This is a genomic window from Klebsiella terrigena, from assembly GCF_006539725.1.
Taxonomy (GTDB): Bacteria; Pseudomonadota; Gammaproteobacteria; order Enterobacterales; family Enterobacteriaceae; genus Klebsiella; species Klebsiella terrigena.
In genome coordinates this window covers 113,136-139,773 of sequence record NZ_BJNO01000015.1, presented here as the reverse complement: position 1 = coordinate 139,773, position 26,638 = coordinate 113,136, and the positions used below count along the sequence as shown (strand labels likewise).

The window sequence follows — 26,638 nt, the reverse complement described above, 5'->3', positions numbered from 1 at the left end:
GCGGGGTTTTCTGAAGAGTTGAAGCTGACCGATAAGCCGGGTTCTGTCGTGGACAGTCATTCATCTAGGCCAGCAATCGCTCACTGGCTCAAGCAGCCTACCCGGGTTCAGTACGGGCCGTACCTTATGAACCCCTATTTGGCCTTGCTCCGGGTGGAGTTTACCGTGCCGCGAACTGTTACCAGCCGCGCGGTGCGCTCTTACCGCACCCTTTCACCCTTACCTGATCCCGCTTGCGCGGGCCATCGGCGGTTTGCTCTCTGTTGCACTGGTCGTGGGTTTCCCCCCCAGGCGTTACCTGGCACCCTGCCCTATGGAGCCCGGACTTTCCTCCCCTCCGCCCGTCTCCCCCCGAAGGAGGACGACGACGAAGCGGCGACTGTCTGGTCAGCTTCGGCGCGAAGTATAGAGGGTTTGCCGCCGGTTGTCATCCCTCCATCGCCATCCCGGCCCGCAATGTCGCGGCGATGTTGCGCGACGCGCGATAAATATTGTCCGACGCCCCGCGAAAGGCCTCTTCCAGCGTCGTAATATTGGTCAGCACGCTGAATACCGCGTCGATGCCAAACTGATGCACTACGCCAACGTCGCGGGTCAGGCTGCCGGCAATGCCAATCACCGGCTTATGGTATTTCTTCGCCACGCTCGCCACGCCGACCGGCACCTTGCCGTGGATGCTCTGGCTATCAAGCCGCCCTTCGCCGGTCACCACCAGCGAGCAGTCGAGGATATGCTCTTCCAGATTCAGCGCCTGGGTGACAATCTCGATCCCGCTGCGCAGTTCGGCATTGAGGAACGCCATCAGCGCGGCCCCCATACCACCGGCAGCGCCGGCTCCCGCCACCTGCTTCACGTCCACGCGCAAATCGTTTTTTATCACATCGGCATAGTGTTCAAGATTGCGATCCAGCTCGAGGATCATCGCTTCGCTCGCCCCCTTCTGCGGGCCAAAAATACGCGAGGCGCCCACATCGCCAGTCAGCGGGTTGGTCACGTCGCAGGCTACGCGGATGGTACATTCCTGCAGCCGGGCGTCCAGACCGCGGAGATCGATGGCATTCAGGCTGGCGAGGCTCCCGCCGCCGTTGCCAATCTCGCTGCCGTTAGCATCGCGGAGGCTGGCTCCTAGCGCCTGCACCATCCCGGCGCCGCCATCGTTAGTGGCGCTGCCGCCGATGCCGATGATGATATTTTTCGCCCCGTGATCCAGCGCCTGGAGAATCAGCTCGCCGGTCCCGCGCGATGTCGTCAGCAGCGGGTTGCGCAGCGCCGGCGGAACCAGGCCCAGTCCGCTGGCGGCCGCCATCTCGATAAACGCCGTTTTACCGTCGCCGGACATTCCCCAGCTGGCGTTCACCTTTTCACCTAACGGCCCGGTAACCAGAGCGGTATATTCAGAACCCTGCGTGGCGGCAATCATGGCCTCAACGGTGCCTTCACCACCGTCGGCAACCGGGACGGAAACATACTCCGCATCGGGGAAAATTTCCCGAAATCCTTTTTCTATTGCCTGAGCTACCTCAATGGCAGAAAGGCTTTCTTTATAAGAGTCTGGGGCGATTACGATTTTCATAGTTATGTAGCCTGACAGTGCCGCGCAAGGCAAGAATTACAGGGCGCGTTTCACGCCCTTCTTGTTAGCGAGTGACTTCCACTTTCGCCAGTTTTTCGTAATAGCATGCCAGCGCGCTGTGGTCGGCGGTACCCAGACCATCGGCACGCAGCGCCTGCATCATTTCCATCACCGCCGCCGTCAGCGGCAGCTGAGCGCCCACGCCGTGGGAGGTATCCAGCGCGTTGGCCAGGTCCTTAATATGCAGGTCGATGCGGAAACCTGGCTTGAAGTTACGATCCATCACCATCGGCGCTTTCGCATCCAGCACGGTGCTCCCCGCCAGGCCGCCGCGGATAGCCTGATACACCAGATCCGGATTGACGCCCGCTTTGGTGGCGAGGGTCAGCGCTTCAGACATCGCGGCAATATTCAGCGCGACGATCACCTGGTTGGCGAGCTTCGTCACGTTGCCTGCCCCCACTTCGCCGGTGTGCACGACCGAACCGGCCATCGTCTTCATCAGATCGTAGTATTTATCGAAGATAGCCTTATCGCCGCCGACCATCACCGACAGCGTGCCGTCGACGGCCTTCGGCTCGCCGCCGCTTACCGGCGCATCGAGCATATCCACGCCCTTCGCCTTCAGCGCTTCGCTGATTTCGCGGCTCGCCAGCGGCGCGATGGAGCTCATATCAATCAGTACGGTGCCCGGCTTCGCGCCTTCAATGATGCCGTTTTCACCCAGCGCCACCTCTTTCACATGCGGGGAGTTTGGCAGCATCGTGATAATCACATCGCACTGCTCGGCAATCGCCTTCGCCGTAGCCGCCGTTTCTGCCCCGGCAGCTATCACTTCAGCAACCGCTTCAGGATTACGATCGGAAACCACCAGCGAGTAACCGGCTTTCAGCAAGTTTTTGCTCATAGGCTTGCCCATGATGCCCAGGCCAATAAAACCAACTTTCATCGTCATAACGTTCTCTCTCTTTTGATCCCGAGGGTTATTTTTTAAAAGAATCCGCAAGCTTCTGCGTGGCGGAGCGGAATACGCCCAAATCGCTGCCAACGGCAACAAAGGTGGCGCCCCATTCCAGATAGCGACGCGCATCGGCCTCTACCGGCGCCAGAATGCCGCTCGGCTTACCGTGCTTTTTCGCACTCGCAAAAATCTGCTGAATCGCGCGCTGAACGTCAGGGTGAGAGGCGTTGCCGAGATGGCCTAACGCCGCGGCCAGGTCGCTTGGGCCGACAAAAATGCCGTCAACGCCTTCGGTTGCCGCAATGGCATCGACGTTATCTACGCCCTGCTGGCTCTCAATCTGTACGAGGATGGTGATGTTTTTGTTGGATTGCGCGAAGTAGTCCGGCACGGTGCCAAACATGTTGGCACGGTGAGAAACGGAGACCCCACGGATGCCTTCCGGCGGATAGCGGGTGGAGGCCACTGCGTTCACCGCCTCTTCTTTGCTTTCCACAAACGGGATCAGGAAGTTGTAAAAACCGATATCCAGCAGGCGCTTAATAATCACCGGCTCGTTGGTCGGCACCCGCACAACCGCGGCGCTGGCGCTGCCCTTCAGGGCCATCAGCTGTGGGATAAAGGTCGTAATGTCGTTTGGCGCATGCTCGCCGTCCAGCACCAGCCAGTCAAAGCCCGCAAGGCCTAATACTTCGGTGCTAATCGGGCTTGCCAGCGCGGACCAGCAGCCAATCTGCACCTGATGCGCAGCCAGCGCTGCCTTGAATTTGTTCGGGAAAATATCGTTATTCATCGCTTATACCTTGTCACTTAACCGTGAATTATTTTTGCAGTTCCATACGTTTGATGTCGCCAACAATGAAGAGGTAGCAAACCATCGCCATCAGAGCTGAACAACCGACAAACACCAGCGCTGCGTTAAATGAATGCAGCTCGCTGACCAGATAACCAATGACCAGCGGAGTAACGATGGACGCCACGTTACCGAATACGTTGAAGACCCCGCCGCACAGACCAACAATCTCTTTCGGTGCGGTATCAGAAATAACCGGCCAGCCGAGGGCGCCAAAGCCTTTGCCAAAGAACGCCAGCGCCATCAGGGTCACCACCAGCGCGGTGTTATCGGTGTAGTTACACAGAATAATGGTTGAAGCCAGCAGCATGCCGAGAACGATAGGCAGCTTACGGGCCAGCGTGATAGAAAAACCGCGCTTAATCAGATAGTCAGAGAACACGCCGCCCAGCACGCCGCCGGCAAAACCGCACAGCGCCGGGATGGAGGCCACCAGCCCCACTTTCAGAATCGACATCCCCTTTTCCTGCACCAGGTAAATCGGGAACCAGGTGAGGAAGAACCAGGTGATGGTGTTGATAAAATATTGGCCGAAGAATACGCCCAGCATCATGCGGTTGGTTAACAGCTGCTTGATATAGTGGAGTTTTGGCCCGCTGGCGGTATTGCCGCCGGGCTTTTTATGGTCCATATCCACCACCGCGCCGTTGTCAGAGATGAACTTCAGCTCCTCCTTTGACATCCGCGGATGGTCGGTCGGGTTATGAATCAGCTTTACCCACAGGCCGGTGAGGACAAAACCAATAACCCCCATCACGGTAAACACGTGCTCCCAGCCCCAGGCGAAGGTTAACCAGCCGAGCAGAGGCGAGAACAGCGCCAGGGAAAAATATTGCGCAGAGTTAAAGATAGCGGAGGCGGTACCGCGCTCTTTGGTCGGGAACCAGGCCGCAACGATGCGGGCGTTAGCCGGAAATGACGGCGCTTCAGAAAAGCCCAGCATAAACCGCATAATAAACATCGAAATCCCGGCCCAGGCGATGGGAAAGACGTCAACAAAGCCCTGCAGGAAGGTAAACAGCGACCAGAAGAACAGGCTGTAGGTGTAGACTTTCTTCGAGCCAAACTTATCGAGCAGCCAGCCGCCGGGGATTTGCATCAGCAAATAGGCCCAGCCAAAGGCGGAGAAAATGTATCCCATCGACACCGCGCTGAGCTGAAGCTCTTCTGCTACTGCGGTTCCGGCAATGGAGAGCGTTGCGCGGTCGGCATAGTTAACGGCAGTGACGATAAATATTATCAGTAAAATTAAATATCGGGTGGGCAAGCCTTTTTTTGTTTCTTCAACCGTATCAAGTATCATTTTATTTACCTCAGGTACTCGAGAAGTTATTTTCTTATTATTTAAGCGTTACACTAAAGATGCCCTTTAAATAAAACAAACATCAAATAGCAAATCTGGCGTAATGAAATCGTCATTCAGTATAAACAGCAGGTATCCGCCGCGCATTGTGCAAACGCACAATTAATGAGGATCATATAAATATTACTTTAAACATATGCATATAATAATGGGCGCTAATGCACATATTTACGCTTTGATGCCGCTGCTGGCGCGGCTATCGCGATAATGAGTGATCGCCATCACATTTTTGATCGCTAACTCCTGACATTCTAATTCCACAATACTGAGAATATCCTCAATTAGATTTTATATAGAGCTAACTATTTTATTATCCCCACCTGGCTGGAGAATACTGGACAATGGCCGACATCGAAATTAGACAACAATCGCCCAGCGCGTTTTATATTAAAGTACACGACACCGATAATGTGGCAATTATTGTCAATGATAATGGCCTGAAAGCGGGAAGTCGTTTCCCGGACGGGCTGGAGCTGATTGAACATATTCCTCAGGGCCATAAGGTAGCGCTGGTGGATATTCCGGTTCACGGCGAGATCATTCGCTATGGCGAAATCATCGGTTACGCCGTTCGCGATATCGCGCGCGGCAGCTGGATTGACGAGTCCACGGTAGAGCTGCCCAGCGCACCGCCGCTGAATACCCTGCCGCTGGCAACCAAAGTCCCGCAGGCGCTGCCCGCGCTTGAAGGCTATACCTTTGAAGGCTATCGCAATGCCGACGGCAGCGTCGGGACCAAGAACCTGCTTGGCATCACCACCAGCGTGCACTGCGTGGCCGGGGTTGTCGATTACGTGGTCAAAATCATCGAACGCGATCTGCTGCCGAAGTATCCGAACGTCGATGGTGTGGTGGGCCTCAATCATCTGTACGGCTGCGGCGTCGCCATCAACGCGCCGGCGGCCGTGGTGCCTATCCGCACTATCCACAATATCTCGTTGAACCCAAATTTTGGCGGCGAGGTGATGGTTGTTGGCCTGGGCTGTGAAAAGCTGCAGCCAGAGCGTCTGCTGCAGGGAACGGAAGATGTTCAGCCCGTTGCCGTGGATAGCGCCAGCATCGTGCGGCTGCAGGATGAGCATCACGTGGGTTTTCAATCCATGGTCGACGATATTCTGCAGGTTGCAGAGCGTCACCTGGCGAAGCTCAATCAGCGCCAGCGCGAAACCTGCCCGGCGTCCGAGCTGGTGGTCGGCATGCAGTGCGGCGGCAGCGACGCGTTTTCCGGCGTCACCGCCAACCCGGCGGTCGGCTATGCCTCCGACCTGCTGGTACGCTGCGGCGCGACGGTGATGTTCTCAGAGGTCACCGAAGTCCGTGACGCCATTCATCTGCTCACGCCACGCGCGGTGAACGAGGAGGTCGGTAAACGCCTGCTCGAAGAGATGGCCTGGTACGATAACTATCTCGATCTCGGCCAAACCGATCGCAGCGCCAACCCCTCTCCGGGGAATAAAAAAGGCGGCCTCGCCAACGTGGTAGAAAAGGCGCTGGGCTCTATCGCTAAATCGGGGAAAAGTGCGATTGTCGAGGTGCTATCGCCGGGCCAGCGCCCGACGAAGCGCGGGCTGATATTTGCCGCCACGCCGGCCAGCGATTTTGTTTGCGGTACCCAGCAGGTCGCATCCGGCATTACGGTTCAGGTGTTCACCACCGGCCGCGGTACGCCGTACGGCCTCGTCGCGGTGCCGGTAATTAAAATGGCAACCCGCACCGAGCTGGCGAACCGCTGGTACGATCTCATGGATATTAACGCCGGGACTATCGCCACCGGCGAAGAGAGTATCGAAGACGTGGGCCTGAAGCTGTTTGAGTTTATTCTTGACGTCGCCAGCGGCCGGAAGAAAACCTTCTCAGACCAATGGGGGCTGCATAACCAGCTGGCGGTGTTTAACCCGGCGCCGGTCACCTGATCCCGGCAAGCTCAGCCCTCTCTGCTTGAGGAGAGGGCTGCAGAATGACGGTTCAGGCATTCACTAAAATAACATCTATTCCGTGCTTACGTAGCGCTTCCAGGCTTTCTGCAGGGATGCCTTCATCGACGATAATCATATCAATTCGCTGAGTATCAATGATTTTATGCAGGCTGGAGCGGTTGAACTTGCTGGAGTCCGTCACGACAATAATACGCTCCGCCACTTCACACATCCGGCGGTTGAGCCTGGCTTCATCCTCATTATGCGTGCTGACACCACGTTCCAGATCGATAGCATCCACGCCGAGAAACAGCATATCGAAGTGGTAATTCTGTAAAGACTGCTCGGCCTGGTCGCCATAGAACGACTGCGACTGGCGGCGCAGGTGGCCCCCGGTCATCAGCAGCTCTACTCCCTCCGCCTCCAGTAACGCATTGCCGACGTTCATGCCGTTAGTCATCACAATCACATCAGCATGCTGGCGCATCAGGCGAGCTATCTCATACGTGGTGGTGCCTGAGTCAAGGATGACGCGGTGACCCGGCTGAATCAGCTTAACGGCCGCTTTGGCAATATTGTGCTTTACCGCGGTATTCAGCGCGCTTTTATCCTCAACAGAGGGCTCCACGCCCGGCGTACTGCTATCGCAAATCAGAGCCCCGCCGTAGGCACGAACCGCAATGCCCTGTTTTTCCAGAAACGCCAGATCGTTGCGGATCGTCACCGTGGAGACACCAAACAGAAGGGAAAGATCGTTAACCTGCACGCTTCCCTGCTGCCGCAACCGCTGAATAATTTGCTCTCGCCTTTCGCTGGTCCCGGCGAGGCGCTTCTCTATGGAAGAATCGGTGCCACTCATAAGCATTCCCTAAACTAATCTTTCATTTCATTTCGATTTACCTATTAACACCTTTCTTTTCGCGGAATGCAAGCCCCGCAACGCGGTTCAGGGGGAGAGACCTTGACGCTGAAACCTTTCATTATGTTTCTTTTGTGAAACAGATCGGAAAACTATTATCTTTCGTTTTATTTTTACAGCACCATGACGCAGTATTAAATGAAACAAAACGAAAGATTAATGTCATTACCATCCGAAATGGAGAGGAAAGTGAAACATCTTACAGAAATGGTGGCACAGCATAAACGTGGGAGCACAAGCGGGATTTATGCCGTCTGTTCCGCGCATCCACTGGTACTCGAAGCGGCCATTCGTTACGCCCGGGCCCAGCAGGCTCCGCTGCTGATCGAAGCCACCTCCAATCAGGTGGATCAGTTCGGTGGCTATACCGGTATGACGCCCACTGATTTCCGCGGCTTCGTCTGCCAGCTTGCCAGCTCGCTCGATTTTCCCCTGTCGCAGCTGATCCTCGGCGGCGATCATCTCGGCCCAAACCGCTGGCAAAACCTGCCCGCCGCGCAGGCGATGGCCAATGCCGACGATCTCATTAAAAGCTACGTCGCCGCCGGCTTTAAGAAGATCCATCTCGATTGCAGCATGTCCTGCGAGGGCGATCCGCTGCCGTTAACCGATGAGATCGTCGCAGACCGCGCAGCCCGACTGGCAAAGATTGCCGAAGAGACCTGCCGTGAGCACTTTGGCGAATCCGACCTCGTCTACGTCATAGGCACCGAAGTGCCCGTCCCAGGCGGCGCCCATGAAACGCTTACCGAACTGCAGGTCACCACGCCTGATGCGGCACGCGCGACGCTGGAAGCGCATCGCCATGCCTTTGCAAAGCAGGGGTTGAGCCATATCTGGCCGCGCATTATCGGCCTGGTGGTCCAGCCCGGCGTCGAATTCGATCATATCAACGTTATCGACTATCAGCCGCAGAAAGCCGTCGCGCTGAGCGCAATGGTGGAGGCTTATGACACGCTGATATTTGAAGCCCACTCCACGGACTATCAAACGCCGCAGGCGCTTCGTCAGCTGGTGAAAGATCATTTTGCCATTCTCAAGGTCGGCCCGGCGCTCACCTTCGCCCTGCGCGAAGCGCTGTTCTCGCTGGCGGCAATAGAGGAAGAACTCCTGCCCGTGAAAGCGTGCTCCGGCCTGCGTCACGTGCTGGAAAACGTCATGCTCGATCGCCCGGAATATTGGCAAAGCCACTATCACGGCGACGGTAATGCGCGGCGCCTCGCACGCGGGTACAGCTACTCCGACCGCGTCCGCTACTACTGGCCGGACAGCCAGATCGATGAGGCGTTTGCACGCCTGGTGCGCAATCTCGCGGACTGGCCAATTCCGCTGCCGCTCATCAGCCAGTATATGCCGTTGCAGTACATCAAAGTTCGCGAGGGCGATCTCAAGGCGGCACCGCGGGAACTCATCATCGACCACATTCAGGACATACTGCAGCAGTACCACGCTGCCTGTCAGGGCATTACGTCCCATAACGCATAACAACAAAGAGGAAAACGCGATGCCAAACATTGTCTTAAGTCGTATTGATGAACGTTTGATCCACGGTCAGGTGGGCGTCCAGTGGGTTGGGTTTGCGGGAGCTAACCTGGTGCTGGTGGCCAACGATGAGGTTGCTGAAGATTCGGTACAGCAAAATCTGATGGAGATGGTGCTGGCGGAGGGGATCGCCGTGCGCTTCTGGTCGCTGCAAAAAGTGATTGAAAATATCCACCGCGCCGCCGATCGGCAAAAAATTCTGCTGGTCTGTAAAACACCGACTGATTTCCTCAGGCTGGTGGAGGGCGGGGTTCCCGTCACGCGGATCAACGTAGGAAATATGCACTACGCCAATGGCAAACAACACATTGCCAAAACGGTTTCTGTAGACGCTGACGATATTGCCGCGTTTAACGGCCTGAAGGCCGCCGGGGTGGAATGCTTCGTTCAGGGCGTTCCGACAGAACCCGCTTTGGATCTCGTTAAACTACTCTGAGGGATTCATAATGGAAATCAGTCTGTTGCAGGCTTTTGCACTAGGTATTCTTGCCTTTATTGCCGGCCTGGATATGTTCAACGGGTTAACCCATATGCACCGGCCGGTGGTCCTCGGCCCGCTGGTCGGCCTGATTCTGGGCGATCTGCATACCGGTATTTTAACCGGCGGCACGCTGGAGCTGGTCTGGATGGGTCTGGCCCCTCTGGCAGGCGCCCAGCCGCCAAACGTGATTATCGGCACTATCGTCGGTACCACCTTTGCCATTACTACCGGCGTGAAGCCTGACGTCGCGGTTGGCGTCGCTGTCCCCTTCGCCGTCGCGGTACAGATGGGAATCACCTTCCTGTTCTCGGTGATGTCCGGCGTGATGTCCCGCTGCGACCGAATGGCGGCAAACGCCGATACCAGGGGTATTGAGCGGGTGAACTATCTGGCCCTGCTGGCGTTAGGGACCTTCTATTTTCTCTGCGCCTTCCTGCCTATCTTTTTCGGGGCGGAACATGCGAAAACCGCCATTGATGTGCTACCGGAGCGCCTGATTGACGGCCTCGGCGTGGCGGGCGGCATCATGCCGGCTATCGGCTTCGCCGTGCTGCTGAAAATCATGATGAAAAACGTCTATATCCCCTACTTTATCATCGGCTTTGTGGCCGCAGCATGGCTGAAGCTACCGGTACTGGCAATTGCCGCCGCGGCGCTGGCGATGGCACTCATTGACCTGCTGCGCAAATCTCCAGAACCGGCTGCGCCGGCGGCACAGAAAGAGGAATTCGAAGATGGCATCTAATCAAACCACTCTGCCAGGCGTCTCCACATCCGAAGAGACGCTGCTTTCCGGCGTGAATGAAAACGTCTACGAAGACCAGGCCCTCGGTGCGGAGCTGACGAAAAAAGATATTAACCGCGTCGCCTGGCGCTCCATGCTTCTGCAGGCCTCGTTCAACTACGAACGTATGCAGGCCTCCGGCTGGCTATATGGCCTGCTGCCGGCGCTGAAAAAGATCCACACCAACGAGCGCGATCTGGCACGTGCCATGAAAGGCCATATGGGCTTCTTCAACACCCACCCGTTCCTGGTGACCTTTGTCATCGGCATTATCCTCGCGATGGAGCGATCCAAGCAGGACGTCAACAGCATTCAGAGCACCAAAATCGCCGTCGGTGCCCCGCTCGGCGGGATTGGCGATGCGATGTTCTGGCTGACGCTGCTGCCGATTTGCGGCGGCATTGGCGCCAGCCTCGCGCTGCAAGGTTCTATCCTCGGCGCAGTGGTGTTTATTGTGCTGTTCAACGTGGTACATCTCGGATTGCGCTTTGGCCTGGCACACTACGCTTATCGTATGGGCGTAGCGGCGATACCGTTAATTAAAGCCAACACCAAAAAGGTCGGCCACGCGGCGTCGATCGTCGGGATGACGGTAATTGGCGCGCTGGTGGCGACCTATGTTCGCCTCAACACCACCCTGGAGATCACCGCAGGCGATGCGGTAGTCAAGCTGCAAACGGATGTTATCGATAAGCTGATGCCGGCGTTTCTACCGCTGGTTTATACCCTGACCATGTTCTGGCTGGTGCGCCGCGGCTGGAGCCCGCTGCGCCTCATCGCGCTCACCGTCGTACTGGGTGTCGTGGGTAAATTCTGCCACTTCCTGTAAATATAAAGAGGTTTGCATGTTAGGTATTATTTTGACGGGTCATGGCGGCTTTGCCAGCGGTATGGCAATGGCGATGAAACAAATACTGGGCGAGCAGTCGCAGTTTATTGCTATCGATTTTCCTGAGACTTCAACCACCGCACTGCTCACCTCGCAGCTTGAGCAGGCGGTGAGCCAGCTGGACGCTGAAGATGATATCGTTTTTCTGACGGACCTACTGGGCGGTACGCCATTTCGCGTGGCCTCCACGCTGGCGATGCAAAAACCAGGAAGTGAAGTGATTACCGGCACCAATCTGCAGCTGCTGCTGGAAATGGTACTGGAACGCGAGGGCCTCAACGGCGAAGCGTTTCGTCTGCAGGCGCTGGAGTGCGGGCACCGCGGGTTAACCAGCCTGGTTGACGAACTCGCGCGCTGCCGCGAAGAGAAAGCGGTAGAGGAAGGGATATGACGCAGATTCTGCGCGCCAGACGCCTGCTAACCGAGCAGGGCTGGCTTGCCGATCATCAGCTGCGTATTGAAGCAGGCGTCATTACCGCTGTCGAGCCTGTCCCCGCCGGCGTAACCGCTCGCGACGCCGATCTGCTTTGCCCGGCTTACATTGATATTCACGTCCACGGCGGCGCGGGTTTTGATGTGATGGACGAAGCGCCGGACGCGCTCGACCAGCTGGCGATACATAAAGCACGCGAGGGAGTAGGCGCCTGGCTGCCTACCACCGTCACCGCGCCGCTGCCGGCCATTCACGGCGCGCTGGAACGCATCGCCCGGCGCGTGCTTTCCGGTGGTCCCGGCGCGCTGGTACTGGGCAGCTACCTGGAAGGGCCCTACTTCACCCCGCAGAATAAAGGCGCCCATCCACCTGAGCTGTTCCGCGGGCTGGATGTCGCCGAGCTGGATACGCTCATTGCCCGCTCGCGGCAAACGCTGCGGGTGGTGGCGCTGGCGCCGGAAAAGCCGGGGGCAATAGCGGCGATTCATCACCTTAAACGGCAGGGCGTGCGGGTGATGCTGGGTCATAGCGCCGCCACCTATGAACAGACCTGCGCCGCCTTCGCTGCCGGCGCCGACGGGCTGGTGCACTGCTACAACGGGATGAGCGGATTACATCACCGGGAGCCGGGCATGGTCGGTGCCGGATTCACCACGCCGCAGGCGTGGCTGGAGCTTATTGCCGACGGGCATCATGTCCATCCCGCCGCCATGCGTCTTTGCGCCTGCTGCGCGGGGCAGCGCATTGTCCTGATAACAGATGCGATGCAGGCAGCCGGTATGGCCGATGGCCGCTATTCGCTCTGCGGCGAAGCCGTGGAAATGCGCGGCGGTATCGTACGAACGGCCTCCGGTGGCCTGGCAGGCAGCACGCTCTCGCTTGATGCGGCCGTTCGCAACATGGTCGAGCTGGCGGGAGCGCCGCCGGAAGACGCCATTCATATGGCTTCGCTGCACCCCGCCCGCCTGCTGGGTATTGACGATCGACTGGGATCGTTACGGACGGGAAAATGCGCGAATGTTATTGCGCTAAACGACGGGCTACACCTGCAGAAAATCTGGATTCAGGGCCAGGCTCTCCCCCTTTAGCCCTTTCATTATGCGTCACATTGGCCTTCGTGCTCGCCGCGTAAGGCCTTTCTTTTTCTTTCTAAAAGAACGTAACCCCCTACGGTCATTTAATTAAAAATACATATTTATCACATACATAGTTACATTCATTGTTTCCCGATCACAGTTTTCGTTTTATTTCTTGTTTCTTTAATTGAACTTTCGATTTCTTTCATATAGATTTTATCTAACTGATTACATGAATAAGTGAAACGAAACGAAAGATAGCGACATTTTTGCCAGCGTCTGATGTGGAATTCACACGACTAAGGACTGTGTTATGCCTGAAACCTATACCGCTACCTCCGCCGCGACCGGCACCTGGACGGAAGCCGAAATCCGCCAACAGCCCGCCTGCTGGATCCGCTCGCTCAGCAACATCGACAATCTCCGTTCGGCGATCGACGACTTTCTTGCGCCATTGCTGCGTAAAGACGACCTGCGGATCGTTCTGACAGGAGCAGGAACCTCCGCCTTTATCGGTGAGATCGTTGCGCCCTGGCTATCGCGCCATAGCGGAAAAAACATCAGCGCGGTGCCAACGACCGACCTGGTAACCAATCCGATGGACTATCTCAACGCCGAACACCCGCTGCTGCTGGTCTCCTTCGCCCGCTCCGGCAATAGCCCGGAGAGCGTTGCCGCCGTAGAGCTGGCCAATCAGTTCGTCCCGGACTGTTACCACCTGTCGATTACCTGTAATGAAGCCGGCAGCCTGTATCAAAACGCGGTAAACAGCGACAACGCCTTTGCGCTACTGATGCCGGCGGAAACGCACGACCGCGGCTTTGCGATGACCAGCAGTATTACCACCATGATGGCGAGCTGCCTTGCGGTGTTCGCGCCCGAGGCGATCGGCAGCAGGACCTTCCGCGACGTAGCGGATCGCTGTCAGACGATCCTCACGTCACTCGGTGAATTTAGCGAAAGCGTATTTGGCAATGAGCCGTGGCGACGGATCGTCTATCTCGGCAGCGGCGGATTACAGGGCGCGGCGCGCGAATCGGCCCTCAAGGTCCTCGAGCTAACCGCCGGTAAGCTGGCGGCGTTTTATGACTCGCCAACCGGCTTTCGTCACGGGCCGAAATCGCTGGTGGATAACGAAACGCTGGTGGTGGTGTTTGTCTCCAGCCATCCGTACACGCGCCAGTACGACCTCGACCTGCTGGCCGAGCTGCGTCGCGATAAGCAGGCAATGCGCGTGGTGGCGATTGCCGACGAATCCAATGCCGTCATCGCAGCGGGTCCGCACATCCTGCTGCCGCCTTCCCGCGCTTTTATCGACGTCGAGCTGGCTTTCTGTTTCCTGATGTATGCCCAGGTATTTGCCCTCGCGCAGTCCATCAGCGTGGGTAATACCCCGGACACCCCTTCCGCCAGCGGTACGGTAAACCGCGTGGTGCAAGGTGTCGTTATTCACCCCTGGAATGCTTGAGAGGAGCGCATCATGAGCATTATTTCGACGAAGTATCTTCTGCTGGATGCCCAGGCAAAAGGCTATGCAGTACCTGCATTTAACATTCATAACGCCGAGACGATCCAGGCGATCCTCGAAGTCTGCAGCGAAATGCGATCGCCGGTGATCCTCGCGGGCACGCCGGGTACCTTTAAACATATTGCGCTGGAGGAGATCTACGCCCTGTGCAGCGCCTACGCCACCACTTACGACATGCCGCTGGCGCTGCACCTCGATCACCATGAATCGCTGGACGATATCCGCCGCAAGGTTAACGCCGGCGTGCGTAGCGCCATGATCGACGGCAGCCACTTCCCCTTCGATGAGAACGTAAAGCTGGTGAAATCAGTCGTCGAATTCTGCCACCAGCATGATTGCAGCGTAGAGGCCGAACTCGGTCGCCTGGGCGGCATGGAAGATGACATGAGCGTGGATGCCGAAAGCGCGTTTCTGACCGACCCGCAGGAAGCAAAACGCTTTGTCGAGCTAACCGGCGTCGACAGCCTGGCGGTGGCTATCGGCACCGCTCACGGACTTTATACCAAAACGCCAAAAATTGATTTTCGCCGTCTGGGGGAGATTCGCGACGTGGTTGACGTGCCCCTGGTCCTGCACGGCGCGAGCGATGTCCCTGACGAGTACGTACGTCGCGCCATTGAACTCGGGGTCTGCAAAGTCAATGTCGCAACCGAGCTGAAAATTGCGTTTGCTGCGGCAGTCAAAAAATGGTTCGCCGACAACCCGCAGGGCAACGATCCTCGCTATTACATGCGCGTCGGCATGGACGCAATGAAAGAAGTGGTCAGAAGCAAAATCACCATTTGCGGCTCGGCAAACCGCCTGCTGCTGCCCACAGAAGCCTGATATCCGTTGTACACCCTCGTTCCACAGCGTTATTCCGCGGCAGGACAACGCTGTCTACCTCTGATAAAACAAAAAATAAAGGACCTCTGCCCCATGAATAAAGCGCTCAATGTATCGTTGCTCACGCTCTTCATCTCTCATAGCACCTTTGCGGCAAATTACGCCCTGAATAACGACAAGATGGCCTTCTCGTTCGATGACGCCGGCTCTGCACTGGTCGTTAAAGATACGCATTCCAGCCATCAGCTCTCGCCTCAGGAGCCGTTCTTTCTGACCCTGCCGGATGAGAGCGTTATCCACACCGCTGACTTCAAAATTAAACAGGTTGAGAAAAAAGAGAACGCGCTGGTAGTGGAATACACCCATCCTGATTTCAACGTCACCATGACGCTGAATCTGCTGAAGGGTAAGTACGCCAATATCGATTACACCATTGCCGCCGTCGGCAAAGCGCAGAACGTCGCAAAAATCACCTTTTTCCCCACCAAAAAGCAGTCGCAGGCACCTTACGTGGATGGCGCAATTAACAGCTCGCCGATTGTTGCCGATACCTTTTTCATGTTACCGGATAAACCCATCGTCAATACCTACGCCTATGAAGGCACCACGAATCTTAACGTCGAGCTTAAAACCCCCATCCTGCCGGAAACACCGGTCAGCTACACCACCTGGTTCGGCACCGTGGCAGAAACGAGCCAGCTACGCCGCAGCGTAAACCTGTTTATCGATGCCGTACGTCCACGTCCGTACAAACCGTATCTGCACTACAACAGCTGGATGGATATCGGCTTCTTTACCACCTATAGCGAGCAGGACGTGCTGGGACGCATGGATGAATGGAATAAAGCCTTTATTACCGGTCGCGGCGTACCGCTTGATGCATTCCTGCTGGATGACGGCTGGGACGATCGTACCGGAAGGTGGCTATTTGGTCCGGCGTTCAGAGAGGGTTTCGGCAAGGTTAAAGAGAAGGCCGATAGCATGCACAGCTCGGTCGGTTTGTGGCTCTCACCCTGGGGTGGCTACAATAAGCCGCGCGATATTCGCGTTTCACATGCCAAAGAGTATGGTTTTGAAACGGTCGACGGCAAACTGGCGCTCTCCGGGCCGAACTATTTCAAAAACTTCAACGAGCAAATCGCCAGGCTGATAAAGAACGAGCACATCACGTCCTTCAAACTGGACGGAATGGGTAACGCCAACTCGCATATCGAGGGCAGCCCGTTCGCCTCCGACTTTGATGCCTCCATAGCCCTGCTGCACAACATGCGCAGCGCCAGCCCAAACCTGTTTATTAACCTGACGACCGGCACTGATGCCAGCCCGTCATGGCTGTTTTATGCCGATTCTATCTGGCGCCAGGGCGATGATATCAATCTGTATGGGCCAGGGACGCCGGTGCAACAGTGGATGACCTACCGCGATGCGGAAACCTACCGCTCAATCGTTAGAAAAGGCCCGTTATTCCCGCTAAATTCCCTGATGTATCATGGAATTGTGAGCGCGGAGAATGCCTATTACGGACTGGAAAAAGTGCAAACGGACGCCGATTTTGCCGATCAGGTATGGAGCTATTTCGCCACGGGCACCCAGCTGCAGGAGCTCTACATCACGCCATCAATGTTGAACGGCGCCAAATGGGACGTGCTGGCTCAGGCCGCAAAATGGTCACGTGAAAATGCGCATGTGCTGGTAGACACCCACTGGATTGGCGGTGATCCGACGGCGCTTGAGGTGTATGGCTGGGCTTCCTGGAACAAAGACAAGGCCATACTGGGCCTGCGTAATCCTTCTGATAAGCCGCAAAGCTACTATCTGAATCTGACGAAGGACTTTGAAATCCCTCAGGGAGAAGCGACACGTTTCGCGATGAAAGCCGTCTATGGCAGCAACGCAACGCTTCCGGAGAATTATAAAGACGCCGTCGTGGTTACGCTGCAGCCGCTGCAGACGCTGGTCTTTGAAGCAACGCCGGTGAAATAAGCGACCCGGCCCGGCGTTGCCGGGCCACTCTCCTACCCTTGCTGCTCCAGCGCGTGCTTATACAGCGCGTTTTTCTTCACGCCGTGAATTTCAGCGGCCAGCGCGGCGGCTTTTTTCAGCGGCAGCTCCGCCTGCAGCAGGGCCAGCGTCCGCAGCGCGTCCGCAGGCAGGGCCTCTTCCTGAGCCTTGAACCCTTCGACGATCAGCACCATTTCGCCCTTACGGCGGTTCTCATCTTCCTTCACCCACGCCACCAGCTCGCCGATTGGTGCGCCGTGGATAGATTCCCAGGTTTTCGTCAGCTCGCGCGCCAGCACCACGTAGCGGGACTCTCCCAGCACCGTGCAGATATCTTCCAGGCTTTCCAGCAGGCGATGAGTGGACTCATAAAAAATAATCGTCCGCGGCTCTTCTTCCAGCGCCTTCAGCGTATCGCGGCGCCCTTTCGATTTTGCCGGCAGAAAGCCTTCATAGCAGAAGCGGTCCGACGGCAGGCCCGCCGCGCTCAGAGCGGCAATCGCCGCGCACGGCCCCGGCAGCGGCACGACGCGGATATTGGCCTCGCGGCAGGTGCGCACCAGGTGATAGCCGGGATCGTTGATAAGCGGGGTCCCCGCATCAGATACCAGGGCGATGTTTTGCCCGTCCTTCAGCTTTGCCAGAAGTGTTTCAGCTTTTTGCTGCTCATTATGGTCGTGAAGGGCAAATAACCGGGCGTTAATCCCAAAATGCTGGAGCAGTAAACCGGTATGGCGGGTATCTTCTGCAGCAATCAAATCAACGGCTTGCAACACCTCCAGCGCACGCTGCGTGATATCAGACAGATTACCTATCGGCGTGGGCACGATATAGAGCTGCCCCTGAGAATTATCTGCTGATTCGTGTTGTTTCATTGTCTCGTCCGTATTGCCGAATTAATATTGAGCATTGAGCCAAAAAAATATCACTGGATACATATGGTACCGTCAACATTTCTTCGTTCTAAACCCGCGCGTTGTCTGCCCGTACTGCTGGCTGCTCTGATCTTCGCTGGCTGCGGCACCCATACCCCGGATCAAAGCACGGCGTTTTTACAGGGTACGGCACAGGCAAACTCCAGTTACTACCTACAGCAAATGCAGCAAAGCGCGAATGATAGCAAGACCAACTGGCAATTACTCGCCATTCGTGCACTGCTGCAAGAGGGCAAAAAGCAGCAGGCCATCGATCTGTTCAACCAGCTGCCGGCTAACCTCAACAAAACGCAGGCCCGCGAGCAGTCGCTGCTGGCGGTAGAAGTTAAGCTGGCCCAGAACGATTTCCCGGGCGCTCAGGCGCTGCTCAGCAAGCTCGATCCGACAAGCTTTGAGACCAACCAGCAGCCTCGCTACTGGCAGGCGCAAATCGATGCCAGCCAGGGACGCCCGTCAATTACCCTGCTGCGCGCCCTTATCGCCCAGCAGCCGCTGCTAAGCCAGCCGAAACAGCAGCAGAAGAATATCGACGAGACCTGGAAAGCGCTGACCTCAATGACCCAGGATCAGGCCAACGCGCTGGTTATCAATGCCGACGAGAACGTCCTGCAGGGCTGGCTGGATCTGCAGCGCATGTGGTTTGATAATCGTAACGATCCGACCCTGCTCAAAGCCGGAGTAAAAGACTGGCAGACCCGCTATCCGCAGAACCCGGGCGCGAAGATGCTGCCGACGGCGCTGGTGAACATGCAAAATTATAAGCCGGCATCAACCAATAAAATCGCCCTGCTGCTGCCGTTAAACGGCCAGGCGGCGGTATTTGGCCGCACGATACAGCAAGGATTTGAAGCGGCGAAAAACGGCGCTCCGGCGGTTGCCGGAAGCGCGGTGCCTGCGCAGGTCGCGCAGGCGGCAAACGCCGCCGGGGGGGAGGTAGTCAGCCCGTCGCAGGCGGAAATCAGCGATCTCACCGCGGCAAACGCCGCGCAGGCACCGGTACAGACGCCGGCAGCGGACCAGGCGACGTCGCCGGCAACAGAGCCGGTCACTGCACCAACCGCCGCTCCGGCTGCCGCACAGAGCGCGACGCCAGCGGTAACGCCAGCCGCCACCAGCGATGCGCCTGCCGACGCCACTCAGCCGCCGGTGACGGCGCCGCAGGCCCAGACGGTTGCCTCAACCCCGGCCAACCCTGCCGCCGAACTGAAAATCTACGACACCACCAGCCAGCCGATGAGCCAGCTGCTGGCCCAGGTGCAGCAGGACGGCGCGACCATCGTCGTCGGGCCGTTGCTTAAAAACAACGTCGAAGAGGTCATTAAAAGCAACACCTCCCTGAACGTCCTCGCGCTGAACCAGCCGGAAAAAGTCGAGAACCGCGCCAATATCTGCTATTTCGCCCTCTCCCCGGAAGACGAAGCGCGCGATGCGGCACACCATATTCACGATCAGGGCAAGCAGACTCCGCTGCTGCTGGTTCCGCGCGGATCGCTGGGCGATCGCGTGGTCAGCGCCTTTGCCAACGAGTGGCTTAAGATCGGCGGCGGCACGGTTTTACAGCAGCGTATTGGCTCAACCTCCGAGCTGAAGTCCAGCGTCAACAGCGGTATCTCGTTAACCGGTAGCCCGGTGTCCACCCTGCCTTCCGCTCAGGATAGCGCGCTGGGTAGCCCGAGCGACGTGCCGGTCAGCAGCGGCGGCAGCGTCGATGCCGCCTGGATCCTCGCGACGCCGGAACAAATTGGCTACATCAAACCGATGATCGCCCTGCGCAACGGCAGCCAGAGCAACGTCACGCTGTACGCCAGCTCTCGCAGCGCTCAGGGCACCGCTGGCCCGGACTTCCGCCTGGAAATGGACGGCCTGCAGTACAGCGAAATCCCAATGCTGGCCGGCAGCAACCCGGCGCTGATGCAGCAGGCGCTGTCCGCCGTGCGTAACGACTACTCGCTGGCGCGCCTGTACGCGATGGGCGCCGACGCCTGGTCGCTGGCCAACCATTTCTCGCAAATACGTCAGGTGCCGGGCTTTGAGCTGAACGGCAACACCGGCGATCTGACGGCCACGCAGGACTGCGTGATCAACAGGAAACTGTCATGGCTCAAGTACCAGCGCGGACAGATCGTCTCAGCCAACTAGCCAAACGAACCGGCGACGTCTGGGAAGCCCAGGCCCGCCGTTGGCTGGAAAGCCAGGGACTGCGTTTTATCGCCGCCAACGCCCGCGAGCGGGGCGGCGAGATTGACCTGATAATGCGCGACGGGGCGGTTACCGTCTTTGTCGAAGTGCGCTATCGTCGTAGCGCAGGCTACGGCGATGCCGCCTCCAGCGTCACGCTGAAAAAGCAACAACGACTCCTCCATGCCGCGCGTCTGTGGCTCTCCCGACATAATGGGAGCTTTGATACTGTGGATTGCCGTTTCGATGTGGTAGCCTTCACCGGAAACGACATCCAATGGCTGAAAAACGCCTTTGGCGAATAGCGTAAACGAATTTAAGGGATCCCGTGCTCGATAGAATTAAAGCCTGCTTCACTGAAAGCATTCAAACCCAAATTGCAGCAGCGGAAGCACTCCCGGACGCCATCTCCCGTGCGGCGATGACCCTCGTGCAGTCACTCCTCAACGGCAACAAAATCCTCTGTTGTGGCAATGGCACCTCTGCCGCCAACGCACAGCATTTTGCTGCCAGCATGATCAATCGTTTCGAAACGGAGCGCCCTGGTTTACCTGCCATTGCACTAAATACCGATAATGTGGTCTTAACGGCAATAGCCAACGATCGCCTGCATGACGAGGTTTACGCCAAGCAGGTGCGCGCGCTTGGGCACGCTGGTGATGTACTGCTGGCGATCTCCACCCGCGGCAATAGTCGGGATATCGTGAAAGCCGTCGAAGCGGCCGTCACTCGCGATATGACCATCGTTGCGTTAACCGGCTATGACGGCGGCGAACTGGCTGGCCTGCTGGGTCAGCAGGATGTCGAAATTCGCATTCCCTCGCATCGCAGCGCGCGTATTCAGGAAATGCATATGCTTACCGTCAACTGTCTGTGCGATTTGATTGATAACACGCTTTTTCCACACCAGGACGAATAAGGAGAACACATGAAGGCTCTCTCGCCCCTCGCCATCCTTCTTTCTGCGCTACTGCTTCAGGGATGCGTTGCCGCAGCAGTCGTCGGAACGGCAGCAGTCGGCACCAAGGCCGCAACGGACCCGCGTACGGTCGGCACACAGGTCGATGACAGTACGCTTGAGCTACGCGTCAACAGCGCGTTGTCGAAAGATGAACAAATTAAGAAGCAGGCCCGCATTAACGTCACCGCCTACCAGGGCAAAGTCCTGCTGACCGGTCAATCTCCGGTGGCCGATCTCTCCGCGCGCGCGAAGCAAATTGCGATGGGCGTCGAAGGAACCACGGAAGTCTTTAACGAAGTGCGTCAGGGTCAGCCGATTGGCCTCGGCACCGCCTCTTCGGATACCTGGATTACCACCAAGGTTCGCTCCCAGCTGCTGGGCACTGACCAGGTTAAATCATCGAACGTGAAGGTGACGACCGAGAACGGGGAAGTGTTCCTGATGGGGCTGGTTACCGACCGCGAAGGTCGCGCGGCGGCGGATATCGCCAGCCGGGTCAGCGGCGTTTCTCGCGTCACAACCGCGTTTACCTACCTCAAGTAAGCACCGCATTTCGGGCGACAACCCCTCAGCGCTGTCGCCCGGAAAATCATCACAGTAACGCCAACCCGCCAACAATCGCGCCGCACAGCGCCACCAGCCCGCCGGTCAGCCAAAGGGCCTTCGCCGGAAACGCCTTATGCAGCATAATCAGCGACGGTACGCTGACCGCAGGTAAAGTGATCAGCAGAGCCAGCGCCGGCGCAACGCCCATTCCCGCCAGCATCATGGTTTGAACGATAGGGATCTCCGCCGCCGTCGGGATAACGAACAGGCAGCCGGCTATCGCCATCGCCAGGACCCAGAACAGGGTGTTACCGACCACGCCGTCGGCATGCGGGAACAGCCAGACGCGCGCCGCACCCAGCGCCAGCACCGCCAGAATATAGACCGGGATCGTGTTCCAGAACAGCGTCCACAGCGCCCGCAGCCAGCGGCTGAAGAAACCGCCCTCGGCAATTTGCGGGGAAACGTCGGGCACTGCCGCCGGCTGAGTCGCGGCCTCTTTCACCCATTTTTGTACCAGCGTCGCCACCACCAGCACGGTCGCAAGACCGGCCACCAGGCGAATCAAGGCAAACTGCCAGCCCAGTACAAATCCCATGAACACCAGCGTCGCCGGATTCAGCAGCGGGTTACCCATCCAGAACGCCAGCGCGCCGCCCATCGACACCTGCTGTTTACGCATGCCTGCCGCCACCGGCGCGGCGCAGCAGGTACACATCATGCCGGGCAGAGCGAAAATCGCCCCCAGCAGCGTACCGCGAAAACGCGATTGCCCCAGCGTGCGCAGCAGCCAGTTGCGCGGGATCAGCACCTGAATCAGCGAGCCCAGCAGCACGCCCAGCACCGCCGCTTTCCAGACCGCCAGGAAGTAGACCAGCGCGTAATCCCACGCGGCTTTTAGCGGGTTGCTATCGGCCTGGGCGAGAATAGATTTTCCAATGCTGTGCGTTTCCGCGGCGGTGAAGGCCTTACCGTAATAGGGCTGCCATTTAACGAACCACAGGCCAACGATGACGACGAGAAAAAAGAGCGCGGGCTTCCACCATTGAAAAGATGATGCCGCCTGAGATGAAGACTGACCAGTCATAGCATTCCCCAGCAAGAAATGTGGTTATACAGCGAAGCGCTGAATATTACGCCTCGCTGGCGGCGATTTCACGCAGTTTTGCCGATGACAGAACGGTGACGCCTTCCTGAGCGGGCGCGAGCGCTTCGCTGAGCATCGCCTGTGCGACGTCGCGGGCGTCGATTGACTTCCAGTTCCCCGGCAGCAGGCGGAACAGCGGCGCCAGCAGCGCTTCATTGGCGCGCTTGTTGTCCCGCTCGCCCAGCAGCATAGAGGGGCGCAGGATCGTCAGATTGCGCCACGCCTGAGCGCGCAGCGCCTGCTCCATTTCCCCTTTGACGCGGTTGTAGAAAAACAGCGAATGCGGGTCGGCTCCCATGGCGCTGATGACCAGCATATGTTTCGCCCCCAGCCGTAGTCCGGTCAGCGCCGTATCCACCACCAGCGTATAGTCAGCATGAATGAAGGCCGCTTTGCTCCCCGCCTCGCGTCGCGTGGTGCCCAGGCAGCAAAAGACGGTATCTATCGGATCAACGACCTGCGCCAGCGCGTCGCTCAGCTGAGGGTCATGGGGATTGAATACGCCTTGCGTATCCGCCAGCGGGCGGCGAGTGGGCGCGGCTATCGCCGAAATGCTCGGCTCACGCACCAACATTCGAAGTAAGTGCCCACCAACTAAACCGGTCGCGCCTGTTATCAGCACCTGGCTCATGATCTCTCCTGAGGTTCCGCCGCGACGGGCGACGGATAGCTTGAGAAAAAGTATGCAAGAAAAGGGAGGATTTGCACGTCTGCCGGGGGAATTACTCTCTCGCAGCCTCGCGCTGCCAGTGCAGCTTCTTGCCGAAGCCGAGGGTATTGTCGGTGAACTTGAGCTCGTCGGGGCGGATTTCCCACACCGCGGCCGGTAGCGCGCGGGCAACCGGGAAGCGCCTCACGTAGCGTTGACGCATCTCTGCCTCCTCGTCTCCGTGAAGCCGGCGAATCTCGCCTTTAAACTGAACTCCGCGGATCAGCGCCACGGTTTTCGGCTGACCATTTACCGTACCGGCAACCTTAGCGCGCTCGCCGGTCATTTGGCCGTGGCGAGTTTTCTCGTCGCTAAGGAGATAAAATGCCACGTTTTCAGGATCATAAATATAGAAAGCGTTGGCACACCAGAGCTCACCCTCGCTGGCGACGCACCAGGTGACGACGTGCTGTTTGCCCAGCCAGCGGCCGATCGCGGCAAGCGTATCCATCTTTTTTCTCCAGTATGCTATGGTGCACACACCTTAACATACCGACCTTTGGACCGTGCGCTGGTTTCTCTATCTGATTCGTACCGCCGATAATCGCCTCTATACCGGGATTACCACCGACGTCTCTCGCCGCTTTTGTCAGCATCAGGAGGGCAAAGGAGCGAAAGCTTTACGTGGGAAAGGCGCGCTGCAGCTGGCCTTTAGTCAGGAAGTTGGTGAACACTCACTAGCACTGAGACTGGAGTATCGCATCAAGCAGCTAACGAAGCGCCAGAAGGAGCGCCTCGTTGCCGGAGATGGTACCTTTGAAACCCTGCTGGAGAGCCTTAGAAGCGATTGAAGTGGTCGCTGTACTCGACCAGTCCGTGGACCCCTTGCAGCGCGTCATCGGCCAGAGGGCGTATCTGAAACGCCTCAGAGGTGTCCGGCCAGCGGCAGCGCAGATCGAAGCGCGCGGCCGGTTCAAAGCCCAGGCGGCCGTACAGCGCCGGCTCGCCGAGGGTAACGACCGCGGCGTAGCTAAATTCATTCAGCGAATCCAGCCCTTCATAGACCAGCTGGCGGCCAATCCCCTGACCGCGGTAGCTTTCATCTACCGCCAGCGGCGCCATGCCAACCCACTGCAGCTCTTCGCCTTCAACGGAGACCGGGCTGAAGGCAACATAGCCAACCACCTGACCTTCATCGTCCGTTGCCACCACGCCTAGCGTGATCAGGCCATCTTCCCGCAAATCGTGCACCAGCTGCGCTTCGGCATCGCCGCCGAAGGTTCGGCGCAGCAACGCGTCGATTCCCGGTGCATCAATTCCAATTTCAACTCGAATCAGCATGCCTCACCTACCGATGTCTGTTCAGGTTTCCGCGGGCTGCTTAGGCCAGCTTCAACAAAATCCGCCAGTTGCAGCAGCATGATGCGCAGCGCTTTCGGCATCTGCTCCAGCTCAATGGCATCCATCAGGTTTTTGACGTACAGCCCCAGCTCGGTATCGCCTTCGATAACCAGCCGACGCTGGAAGAATAGCGTATCCGGATCCTGCTTACGCGCCGCGATCATCAGCAGATCGCTGGCATCAGCGCTAAAGCTGACGTCCGCTTCTGCCGTCGGGCTAACCACCAGCCGACCCTCGCTCACTGAGGTATACCACAGCAGGCCAATATCGCGCACATTAATACTTAACCAGCGGCCTTCGAGAAAATCCAGTTCTCCCTCCGCCAGCGCCTGACGAAACTGCCAGCTGAGCACCTGCTCCAGCACCTGGCGCTTGAGGGCAAAAGGCGCCAGCTTAACCGGCACGCTCATCAAAGACGGGCCAAAGTGGACCAGCCGGGAACGCAATTTATCCAACACAAGCTTAACTCCATGAAAGCGACAGTTCCGCTATTGTGCCATATCAAATAAACAACATAGCGGCGTAAATCAACAAAATCACCATGACGGGTACCTATTATTGGCGCCACCAATACGCTTTTAACTGCCTCAAATCAAAAATTGTCACCAGAAGGTTAACTAAAATCCCTGCTCGTTAACCATTCAGCGTTGCCGACAGGCCGCGTTTTTCAGGAAAAATTATGGAGCTGCTCTGCCCAGCCGGTAACCTCCCGGCGCTTAAGGCGGCCATCGAAAACGGTGCCGATGCCGTGTATATCGGGCTGAAAGATGACACCAACGCCCGCCACTTTGCCGGTCTTAATTTCACCGAAAAGAAGCTGCAGGAAGCCGTCAGCTTCGTCCATCAGCATCGCCGCAAGCTGCATATTGCGATCAACACCTTCGCCCACCCGGACGGCTACGCCCGCTGGCAGCGCGCGGTGGATATGGCCGCCCAGCTGGGGGCCGATGCCCTGATCCTCGCCGATATCGCCATGCTGGAATATGCCGCCGAGCGCTATCCGCATATTGAACGTCACGTGTCGGTTCAGGCGTCTGCGACCAACGAAGAGGCGGTACGCTTCTACCACCGCAATTTCGACGTCGCCCGCGTGGTGCTGCCGCGCGTGCTCTCCATCCACCAGGTCAAACAGCTGGCGCGCGCTACCCCGGTTCCGCTGGAGGTCTTCGCCTTCGGCAGCCTGTGCATTATGGCGGAAGGCCGCTGCTATCTCTCCTCGTACTTGACCGGTGAATCACCCAATACCGTCGGTGCCTGTTCGCCCGCGCGCTTCGTTCGCTGGCAGCAGACTCCGCAGGGCCTGGAGTCGCGGCTTAATGAAGTCCTGATTGACCGCTATCAGGACGGCGAGAACGCCGGCTACCCCACCCTGTGCAAAGGCCGCTACCTGGTCGACGGCGAGCGCTATCACGCGCTGGAAGAGCCCACCAGCCTGAATACCCTTGAGCTGCTGCCGGAGCTGATGGCGGCAAATATTGCCTCGGTGAAAATTGAGGGCCGCCAGCGCAGCCCGGCCTACGTTACCCAGGTGGCGAAGGTCTGGCGTCAGGCTATCGATCGCTGTAAAGCCTCCCCGCAGGATTTTGTCCCACAATCCGCATGGATGGAGACTCTCGGCGCAATGTCCGAGGGAACGCAAACCACCCTTGGCGCCTATCACCGTAAATGGCAGTGAGA

Annotated in this window: 27 protein-coding genes and 1 other RNA gene; 16 read left to right on the top strand and 12 right to left on the bottom strand. The window is 57.7% G+C overall.

What is annotated here, in order from left to right; translation table 11 throughout:
* Positions 1–16: 16 nt before the first annotated feature.
* From rnpB to garP, 5 genes are all read right to left on the bottom strand, one after another.
* Positions 17–395: RNase P RNA component class A (gene rnpB / locus RTE01_RS17130), an RNA gene on the bottom strand.
* A gap of 32 nt (positions 396–427) precedes the next feature.
* Positions 428–1,573: a glycerate 2-kinase gene (gene garK / locus RTE01_RS17125; protein WP_041147355.1), complete on the bottom strand. Its 1,146-nt coding sequence runs from the start codon at positions 1,571–1,573 to the stop codon at positions 428–430.
* Between the two features lie 64 nt (positions 1,574–1,637).
* Positions 1,638–2,528 carry a 2-hydroxy-3-oxopropionate reductase gene (gene garR / locus RTE01_RS17120; protein ID WP_041147356.1) on the bottom strand — a complete coding sequence of 297 codons (891 nt, stop codon included), beginning with the start codon at positions 2,526–2,528 and terminating at the stop codon, positions 1,638–1,640.
* A 28-nt stretch (positions 2,529–2,556) separates the two neighbouring features.
* Positions 2,557–3,327, bottom strand: coding sequence for a 2-dehydro-3-deoxyglucarate aldolase (gene garL / locus RTE01_RS17115; protein ID WP_041147357.1), 771 nt, complete (start codon positions 3,325–3,327; stop codon positions 2,557–2,559).
* Between the two features lie 28 nt (positions 3,328–3,355).
* Positions 3,356–4,690, bottom strand: coding sequence for a galactarate/glucarate/glycerate transporter GarP (garP, locus tag RTE01_RS17110; protein WP_041147358.1), 1,335 nt, complete (start codon positions 4,688–4,690; stop codon positions 3,356–3,358).
* A gap of 401 nt (positions 4,691–5,091) precedes the next feature.
* Between garP and garD the strand changes: the two genes are divergently transcribed.
* Complete coding sequence (garD, locus tag RTE01_RS17105) at positions 5,092–6,663, top strand: galactarate dehydratase (protein ID WP_135183923.1); 1,572 nt, start codon at positions 5,092–5,094, stop codon at positions 6,661–6,663.
* 52 nt (positions 6,664–6,715) lie between these two features.
* On the opposite strand, the gene RTE01_RS17100 is transcribed toward garD, so the two are convergent.
* Positions 6,716–7,525 carry a DeoR family transcriptional regulator gene (locus tag RTE01_RS17100; protein ID WP_115191805.1) on the bottom strand — a complete coding sequence of 270 codons (810 nt, stop codon included), beginning with the start codon at positions 7,523–7,525 and terminating at the stop codon, positions 6,716–6,718.
* 237 nt (positions 7,526–7,762) lie between these two features.
* Here RTE01_RS17100 and kbaZ point away from each other — a divergent pair, with 237 nt between their 5' ends.
* The 9 genes from kbaZ to RTE01_RS17055 all read left to right on the top strand — a co-directional run bounded on the left by kbaZ (position 7,763) and on the right by RTE01_RS17055 (position 17,126).
* Complete coding sequence (kbaZ, locus tag RTE01_RS17095) at positions 7,763–9,070, top strand: tagatose-bisphosphate aldolase subunit KbaZ (RefSeq protein ID WP_134528655.1); 1,308 nt, start codon at positions 7,763–7,765, stop codon at positions 9,068–9,070.
* A gap of 19 nt (positions 9,071–9,089) precedes the next feature.
* The gene (gene agaV / locus RTE01_RS17090) at positions 9,090–9,563 is read left to right on the top strand and encodes a PTS N-acetylgalactosamine transporter subunit IIB (protein WP_134527876.1); all 474 of its coding nucleotides are present in this window, start codon (positions 9,090–9,092) and stop codon (positions 9,561–9,563) included.
* A gap of 10 nt (positions 9,564–9,573) precedes the next feature.
* Positions 9,574–10,353 (top strand): PTS N-acetylgalactosamine transporter subunit IIC, encoded by a 780-nt coding sequence (agaW, locus tag RTE01_RS17085; RefSeq protein WP_041147363.1) that lies wholly within the window; start codon positions 9,574–9,576, stop codon positions 10,351–10,353.
* Entirely contained in the window at positions 10,343–11,221 is an 879-nt protein-coding gene (gene agaE / locus RTE01_RS17080; RefSeq protein WP_041147364.1) for a PTS N-acetylgalactosamine transporter subunit IID, read from the top strand. Before agaW ends, agaE begins: the two co-directional genes overlap by 11 nt.
* 16 nt (positions 11,222–11,237) lie before the next feature.
* Entirely contained in the window at positions 11,238–11,672 is a 435-nt protein-coding gene (agaF, locus tag RTE01_RS17075) for a PTS galactosamine/N-acetylgalactosamine transporter subunit IIA (protein WP_041147365.1), read from the top strand.
* Entirely contained in the window at positions 11,669–12,802 is a 1,134-nt protein-coding gene (gene nagA, locus RTE01_RS17070) for an N-acetylglucosamine-6-phosphate deacetylase (RefSeq protein WP_134527879.1), read from the top strand. Before agaF ends, nagA begins: the two co-directional genes overlap by 4 nt.
* Positions 12,803–13,103: 301 nt before the next feature.
* The gene (locus RTE01_RS17065) at positions 13,104–14,258 is read left to right on the top strand and encodes an SIS domain-containing protein (RefSeq protein WP_041147367.1); all 1,155 of its coding nucleotides are present in this window, start codon (positions 13,104–13,106) and stop codon (positions 14,256–14,258) included.
* 12 nt (positions 14,259–14,270) lie between these two features.
* The gene (kbaY, locus tag RTE01_RS17060; protein WP_041147368.1) at positions 14,271–15,143 is read left to right on the top strand and encodes a tagatose-bisphosphate aldolase subunit KbaY; all 873 of its coding nucleotides are present in this window, start codon (positions 14,271–14,273) and stop codon (positions 15,141–15,143) included.
* Between the two features lie 93 nt (positions 15,144–15,236).
* Positions 15,237–17,126 (top strand): alpha-galactosidase, encoded by a 1,890-nt coding sequence (locus RTE01_RS17055; RefSeq protein ID WP_041147369.1) that lies wholly within the window; start codon positions 15,237–15,239, stop codon positions 17,124–17,126.
* A gap of 32 nt (positions 17,127–17,158) precedes the next feature.
* Here the strand turns inward: RTE01_RS17055 and rsmI are convergent, their stop codons facing one another.
* Complete coding sequence (rsmI, locus tag RTE01_RS17050; protein WP_115191798.1) at positions 17,159–18,019, bottom strand: 16S rRNA (cytidine(1402)-2'-O)-methyltransferase; 861 nt, start codon at positions 18,017–18,019, stop codon at positions 17,159–17,161.
* 63 nt (positions 18,020–18,082) lie between these two features.
* Here rsmI and RTE01_RS17045 point away from each other — a divergent pair, with 63 nt between their 5' ends.
* The 4 genes from RTE01_RS17045 to dolP are packed head-to-tail and all read left to right on the top strand — an operon-like array spanning position 18,083 to position 21,761.
* On the top strand, positions 18,083–20,218 hold the full coding sequence (locus RTE01_RS17045; protein ID WP_134527882.1) for a penicillin-binding protein activator: 2,136 nt from the start codon (positions 18,083–18,085) through the stop codon (positions 20,216–20,218).
* Complete coding sequence (locus RTE01_RS17040; protein ID WP_041147372.1) at positions 20,176–20,562, top strand: YraN family protein; 387 nt, start codon at positions 20,176–20,178, stop codon at positions 20,560–20,562. The genes RTE01_RS17045 and RTE01_RS17040 overlap by 43 nt, the downstream gene beginning before the upstream one ends.
* A gap of 23 nt (positions 20,563–20,585) precedes the next feature.
* Positions 20,586–21,176, top strand: coding sequence for a DnaA initiator-associating protein DiaA (diaA, locus tag RTE01_RS17035; RefSeq protein WP_041147373.1), 591 nt, complete (start codon positions 20,586–20,588; stop codon positions 21,174–21,176).
* Between the two features lie 9 nt (positions 21,177–21,185).
* On the top strand, positions 21,186–21,761 hold the full coding sequence (gene dolP, locus RTE01_RS17030) for a division/outer membrane stress-associated lipid-binding lipoprotein (protein ID WP_041147374.1): 576 nt from the start codon (positions 21,186–21,188) through the stop codon (positions 21,759–21,761).
* Positions 21,762–21,810: 49 nt separating this feature from the next.
* On the opposite strand, the gene RTE01_RS17025 is transcribed toward dolP, so the two are convergent.
* From RTE01_RS17025 to RTE01_RS17015, 3 genes are all read right to left on the bottom strand, one after another.
* Positions 21,811–22,851, bottom strand: coding sequence for a permease (locus RTE01_RS17025; protein WP_115191796.1), 1,041 nt, complete (start codon positions 22,849–22,851; stop codon positions 21,811–21,813).
* 46 nt (positions 22,852–22,897) lie between these two features.
* Positions 22,898–23,542 (bottom strand): NAD(P)H-binding protein, encoded by a 645-nt coding sequence (locus tag RTE01_RS17020; RefSeq protein ID WP_134527885.1) that lies wholly within the window; start codon positions 23,540–23,542, stop codon positions 22,898–22,900.
* A gap of 91 nt (positions 23,543–23,633) precedes the next feature.
* Complete coding sequence (locus tag RTE01_RS17015) at positions 23,634–24,071, bottom strand: YhbP family protein (RefSeq protein ID WP_041147377.1); 438 nt, start codon at positions 24,069–24,071, stop codon at positions 23,634–23,636.
* Between the two features lie 55 nt (positions 24,072–24,126).
* Here RTE01_RS17015 and RTE01_RS17010 point away from each other — a divergent pair, with 55 nt between their 5' ends.
* Positions 24,127–24,411 carry a GIY-YIG nuclease family protein gene (locus tag RTE01_RS17010; RefSeq protein WP_115191794.1) on the top strand — a complete coding sequence of 95 codons (285 nt, stop codon included), beginning with the start codon at positions 24,127–24,129 and terminating at the stop codon, positions 24,409–24,411.
* Here RTE01_RS17010 and RTE01_RS17005 read toward each other — a convergent pair.
* Positions 24,398–24,901 (bottom strand): GNAT family N-acetyltransferase, encoded by a 504-nt coding sequence (locus RTE01_RS17005; RefSeq protein WP_041147379.1) that lies wholly within the window; start codon positions 24,899–24,901, stop codon positions 24,398–24,400. The genes RTE01_RS17010 and RTE01_RS17005 overlap by 14 nt on opposite strands.
* Entirely contained in the window at positions 24,895–25,419 is a 525-nt protein-coding gene (ubiT, locus tag RTE01_RS17000; protein WP_134527888.1) for a ubiquinone anaerobic biosynthesis accessory factor UbiT, read from the bottom strand. The genes RTE01_RS17005 and ubiT overlap by 7 nt, the downstream gene beginning before the upstream one ends.
* A 221-nt stretch (positions 25,420–25,640) precedes the next feature.
* On the opposite strand from ubiT, the gene ubiU reads away from it, so the two are divergent.
* Positions 25,641–26,636, top strand: a complete 996-nt coding sequence (ubiU, locus tag RTE01_RS16995; protein ID WP_041147381.1) for a ubiquinone anaerobic biosynthesis protein UbiU — start codon at positions 25,641–25,643, stop codon at positions 26,634–26,636.
* Positions 26,637–26,638: the final 2 nt, after the last annotated feature.

Coding starts and splice junctions, on each gene's coding strand:
- garP (WP_041147358.1), bottom strand. CDS start 4,690: ATGATACTTGATACGGTTGAAGAAACAAAAAAAGGCTTGCCCACCCGA.
- RTE01_RS17045 (WP_134527882.1), top strand. CDS start 18,083: ATGGTACCGTCAACATTTCTTCGTTCTAAACCCGCGCGTTGTCTGCCC.
- agaV (WP_134527876.1), top strand. CDS start 9,090: ATGCCAAACATTGTCTTAAGTCGTATTGATGAACGTTTGATCCACGGT.
- RTE01_RS17025 (WP_115191796.1), bottom strand. CDS start 22,851: ATGACTGGTCAGTCTTCATCTCAGGCGGCATCATCTTTTCAATGGTGG.
- RTE01_RS17055 (WP_041147369.1), top strand. CDS start 15,237: ATGAATAAAGCGCTCAATGTATCGTTGCTCACGCTCTTCATCTCTCAT.
- garD (WP_135183923.1), top strand. CDS start 5,092: ATGGCCGACATCGAAATTAGACAACAATCGCCCAGCGCGTTTTATATT.
- kbaZ (WP_134528655.1), top strand. CDS start 7,763: ATGGAGAGGAAAGTGAAACATCTTACAGAAATGGTGGCACAGCATAAA.
- RTE01_RS17100 (WP_115191805.1), bottom strand. CDS start 7,525: ATGAGTGGCACCGATTCTTCCATAGAGAAGCGCCTCGCCGGGACCAGC.
- nagA (WP_134527879.1), top strand. CDS start 11,669: ATGACGCAGATTCTGCGCGCCAGACGCCTGCTAACCGAGCAGGGCTGG.
- RTE01_RS17020 (WP_134527885.1), bottom strand. CDS start 23,542: ATGAGCCAGGTGCTGATAACAGGCGCGACCGGTTTAGTTGGTGGGCAC.
- kbaY (WP_041147368.1), top strand. CDS start 14,271: ATGAGCATTATTTCGACGAAGTATCTTCTGCTGGATGCCCAGGCAAAA.
- garK (WP_041147355.1), bottom strand. CDS start 1,573: ATGAAAATCGTAATCGCCCCAGACTCTTATAAAGAAAGCCTTTCTGCC.
- agaE (WP_041147364.1), top strand. CDS start 10,343: ATGGCATCTAATCAAACCACTCTGCCAGGCGTCTCCACATCCGAAGAG.
- agaW (WP_041147363.1), top strand. CDS start 9,574: ATGGAAATCAGTCTGTTGCAGGCTTTTGCACTAGGTATTCTTGCCTTT.
- rsmI (WP_115191798.1), bottom strand. CDS start 18,019: ATGAAACAACACGAATCAGCAGATAATTCTCAGGGGCAGCTCTATATC.
- dolP (WP_041147374.1), top strand. CDS start 21,186: ATGAAGGCTCTCTCGCCCCTCGCCATCCTTCTTTCTGCGCTACTGCTT.
- agaF (WP_041147365.1), top strand. CDS start 11,238: ATGTTAGGTATTATTTTGACGGGTCATGGCGGCTTTGCCAGCGGTATG.
- ubiU (WP_041147381.1), top strand. CDS start 25,641: ATGGAGCTGCTCTGCCCAGCCGGTAACCTCCCGGCGCTTAAGGCGGCC.
- RTE01_RS17065 (WP_041147367.1), top strand. CDS start 13,104: ATGCCTGAAACCTATACCGCTACCTCCGCCGCGACCGGCACCTGGACG.
- garR (WP_041147356.1), bottom strand. CDS start 2,528: ATGACGATGAAAGTTGGTTTTATTGGCCTGGGCATCATGGGCAAGCCT.
- garL (WP_041147357.1), bottom strand. CDS start 3,327: ATGAATAACGATATTTTCCCGAACAAATTCAAGGCAGCGCTGGCTGCG.
- RTE01_RS17005 (WP_041147379.1), bottom strand. CDS start 24,901: ATGCTGATTCGAGTTGAAATTGGAATTGATGCACCGGGAATCGACGCG.
- RTE01_RS17015 (WP_041147377.1), bottom strand. CDS start 24,071: ATGGATACGCTTGCCGCGATCGGCCGCTGGCTGGGCAAACAGCACGTC.
- RTE01_RS17040 (WP_041147372.1), top strand. CDS start 20,176: ATGGCTCAAGTACCAGCGCGGACAGATCGTCTCAGCCAACTAGCCAAA.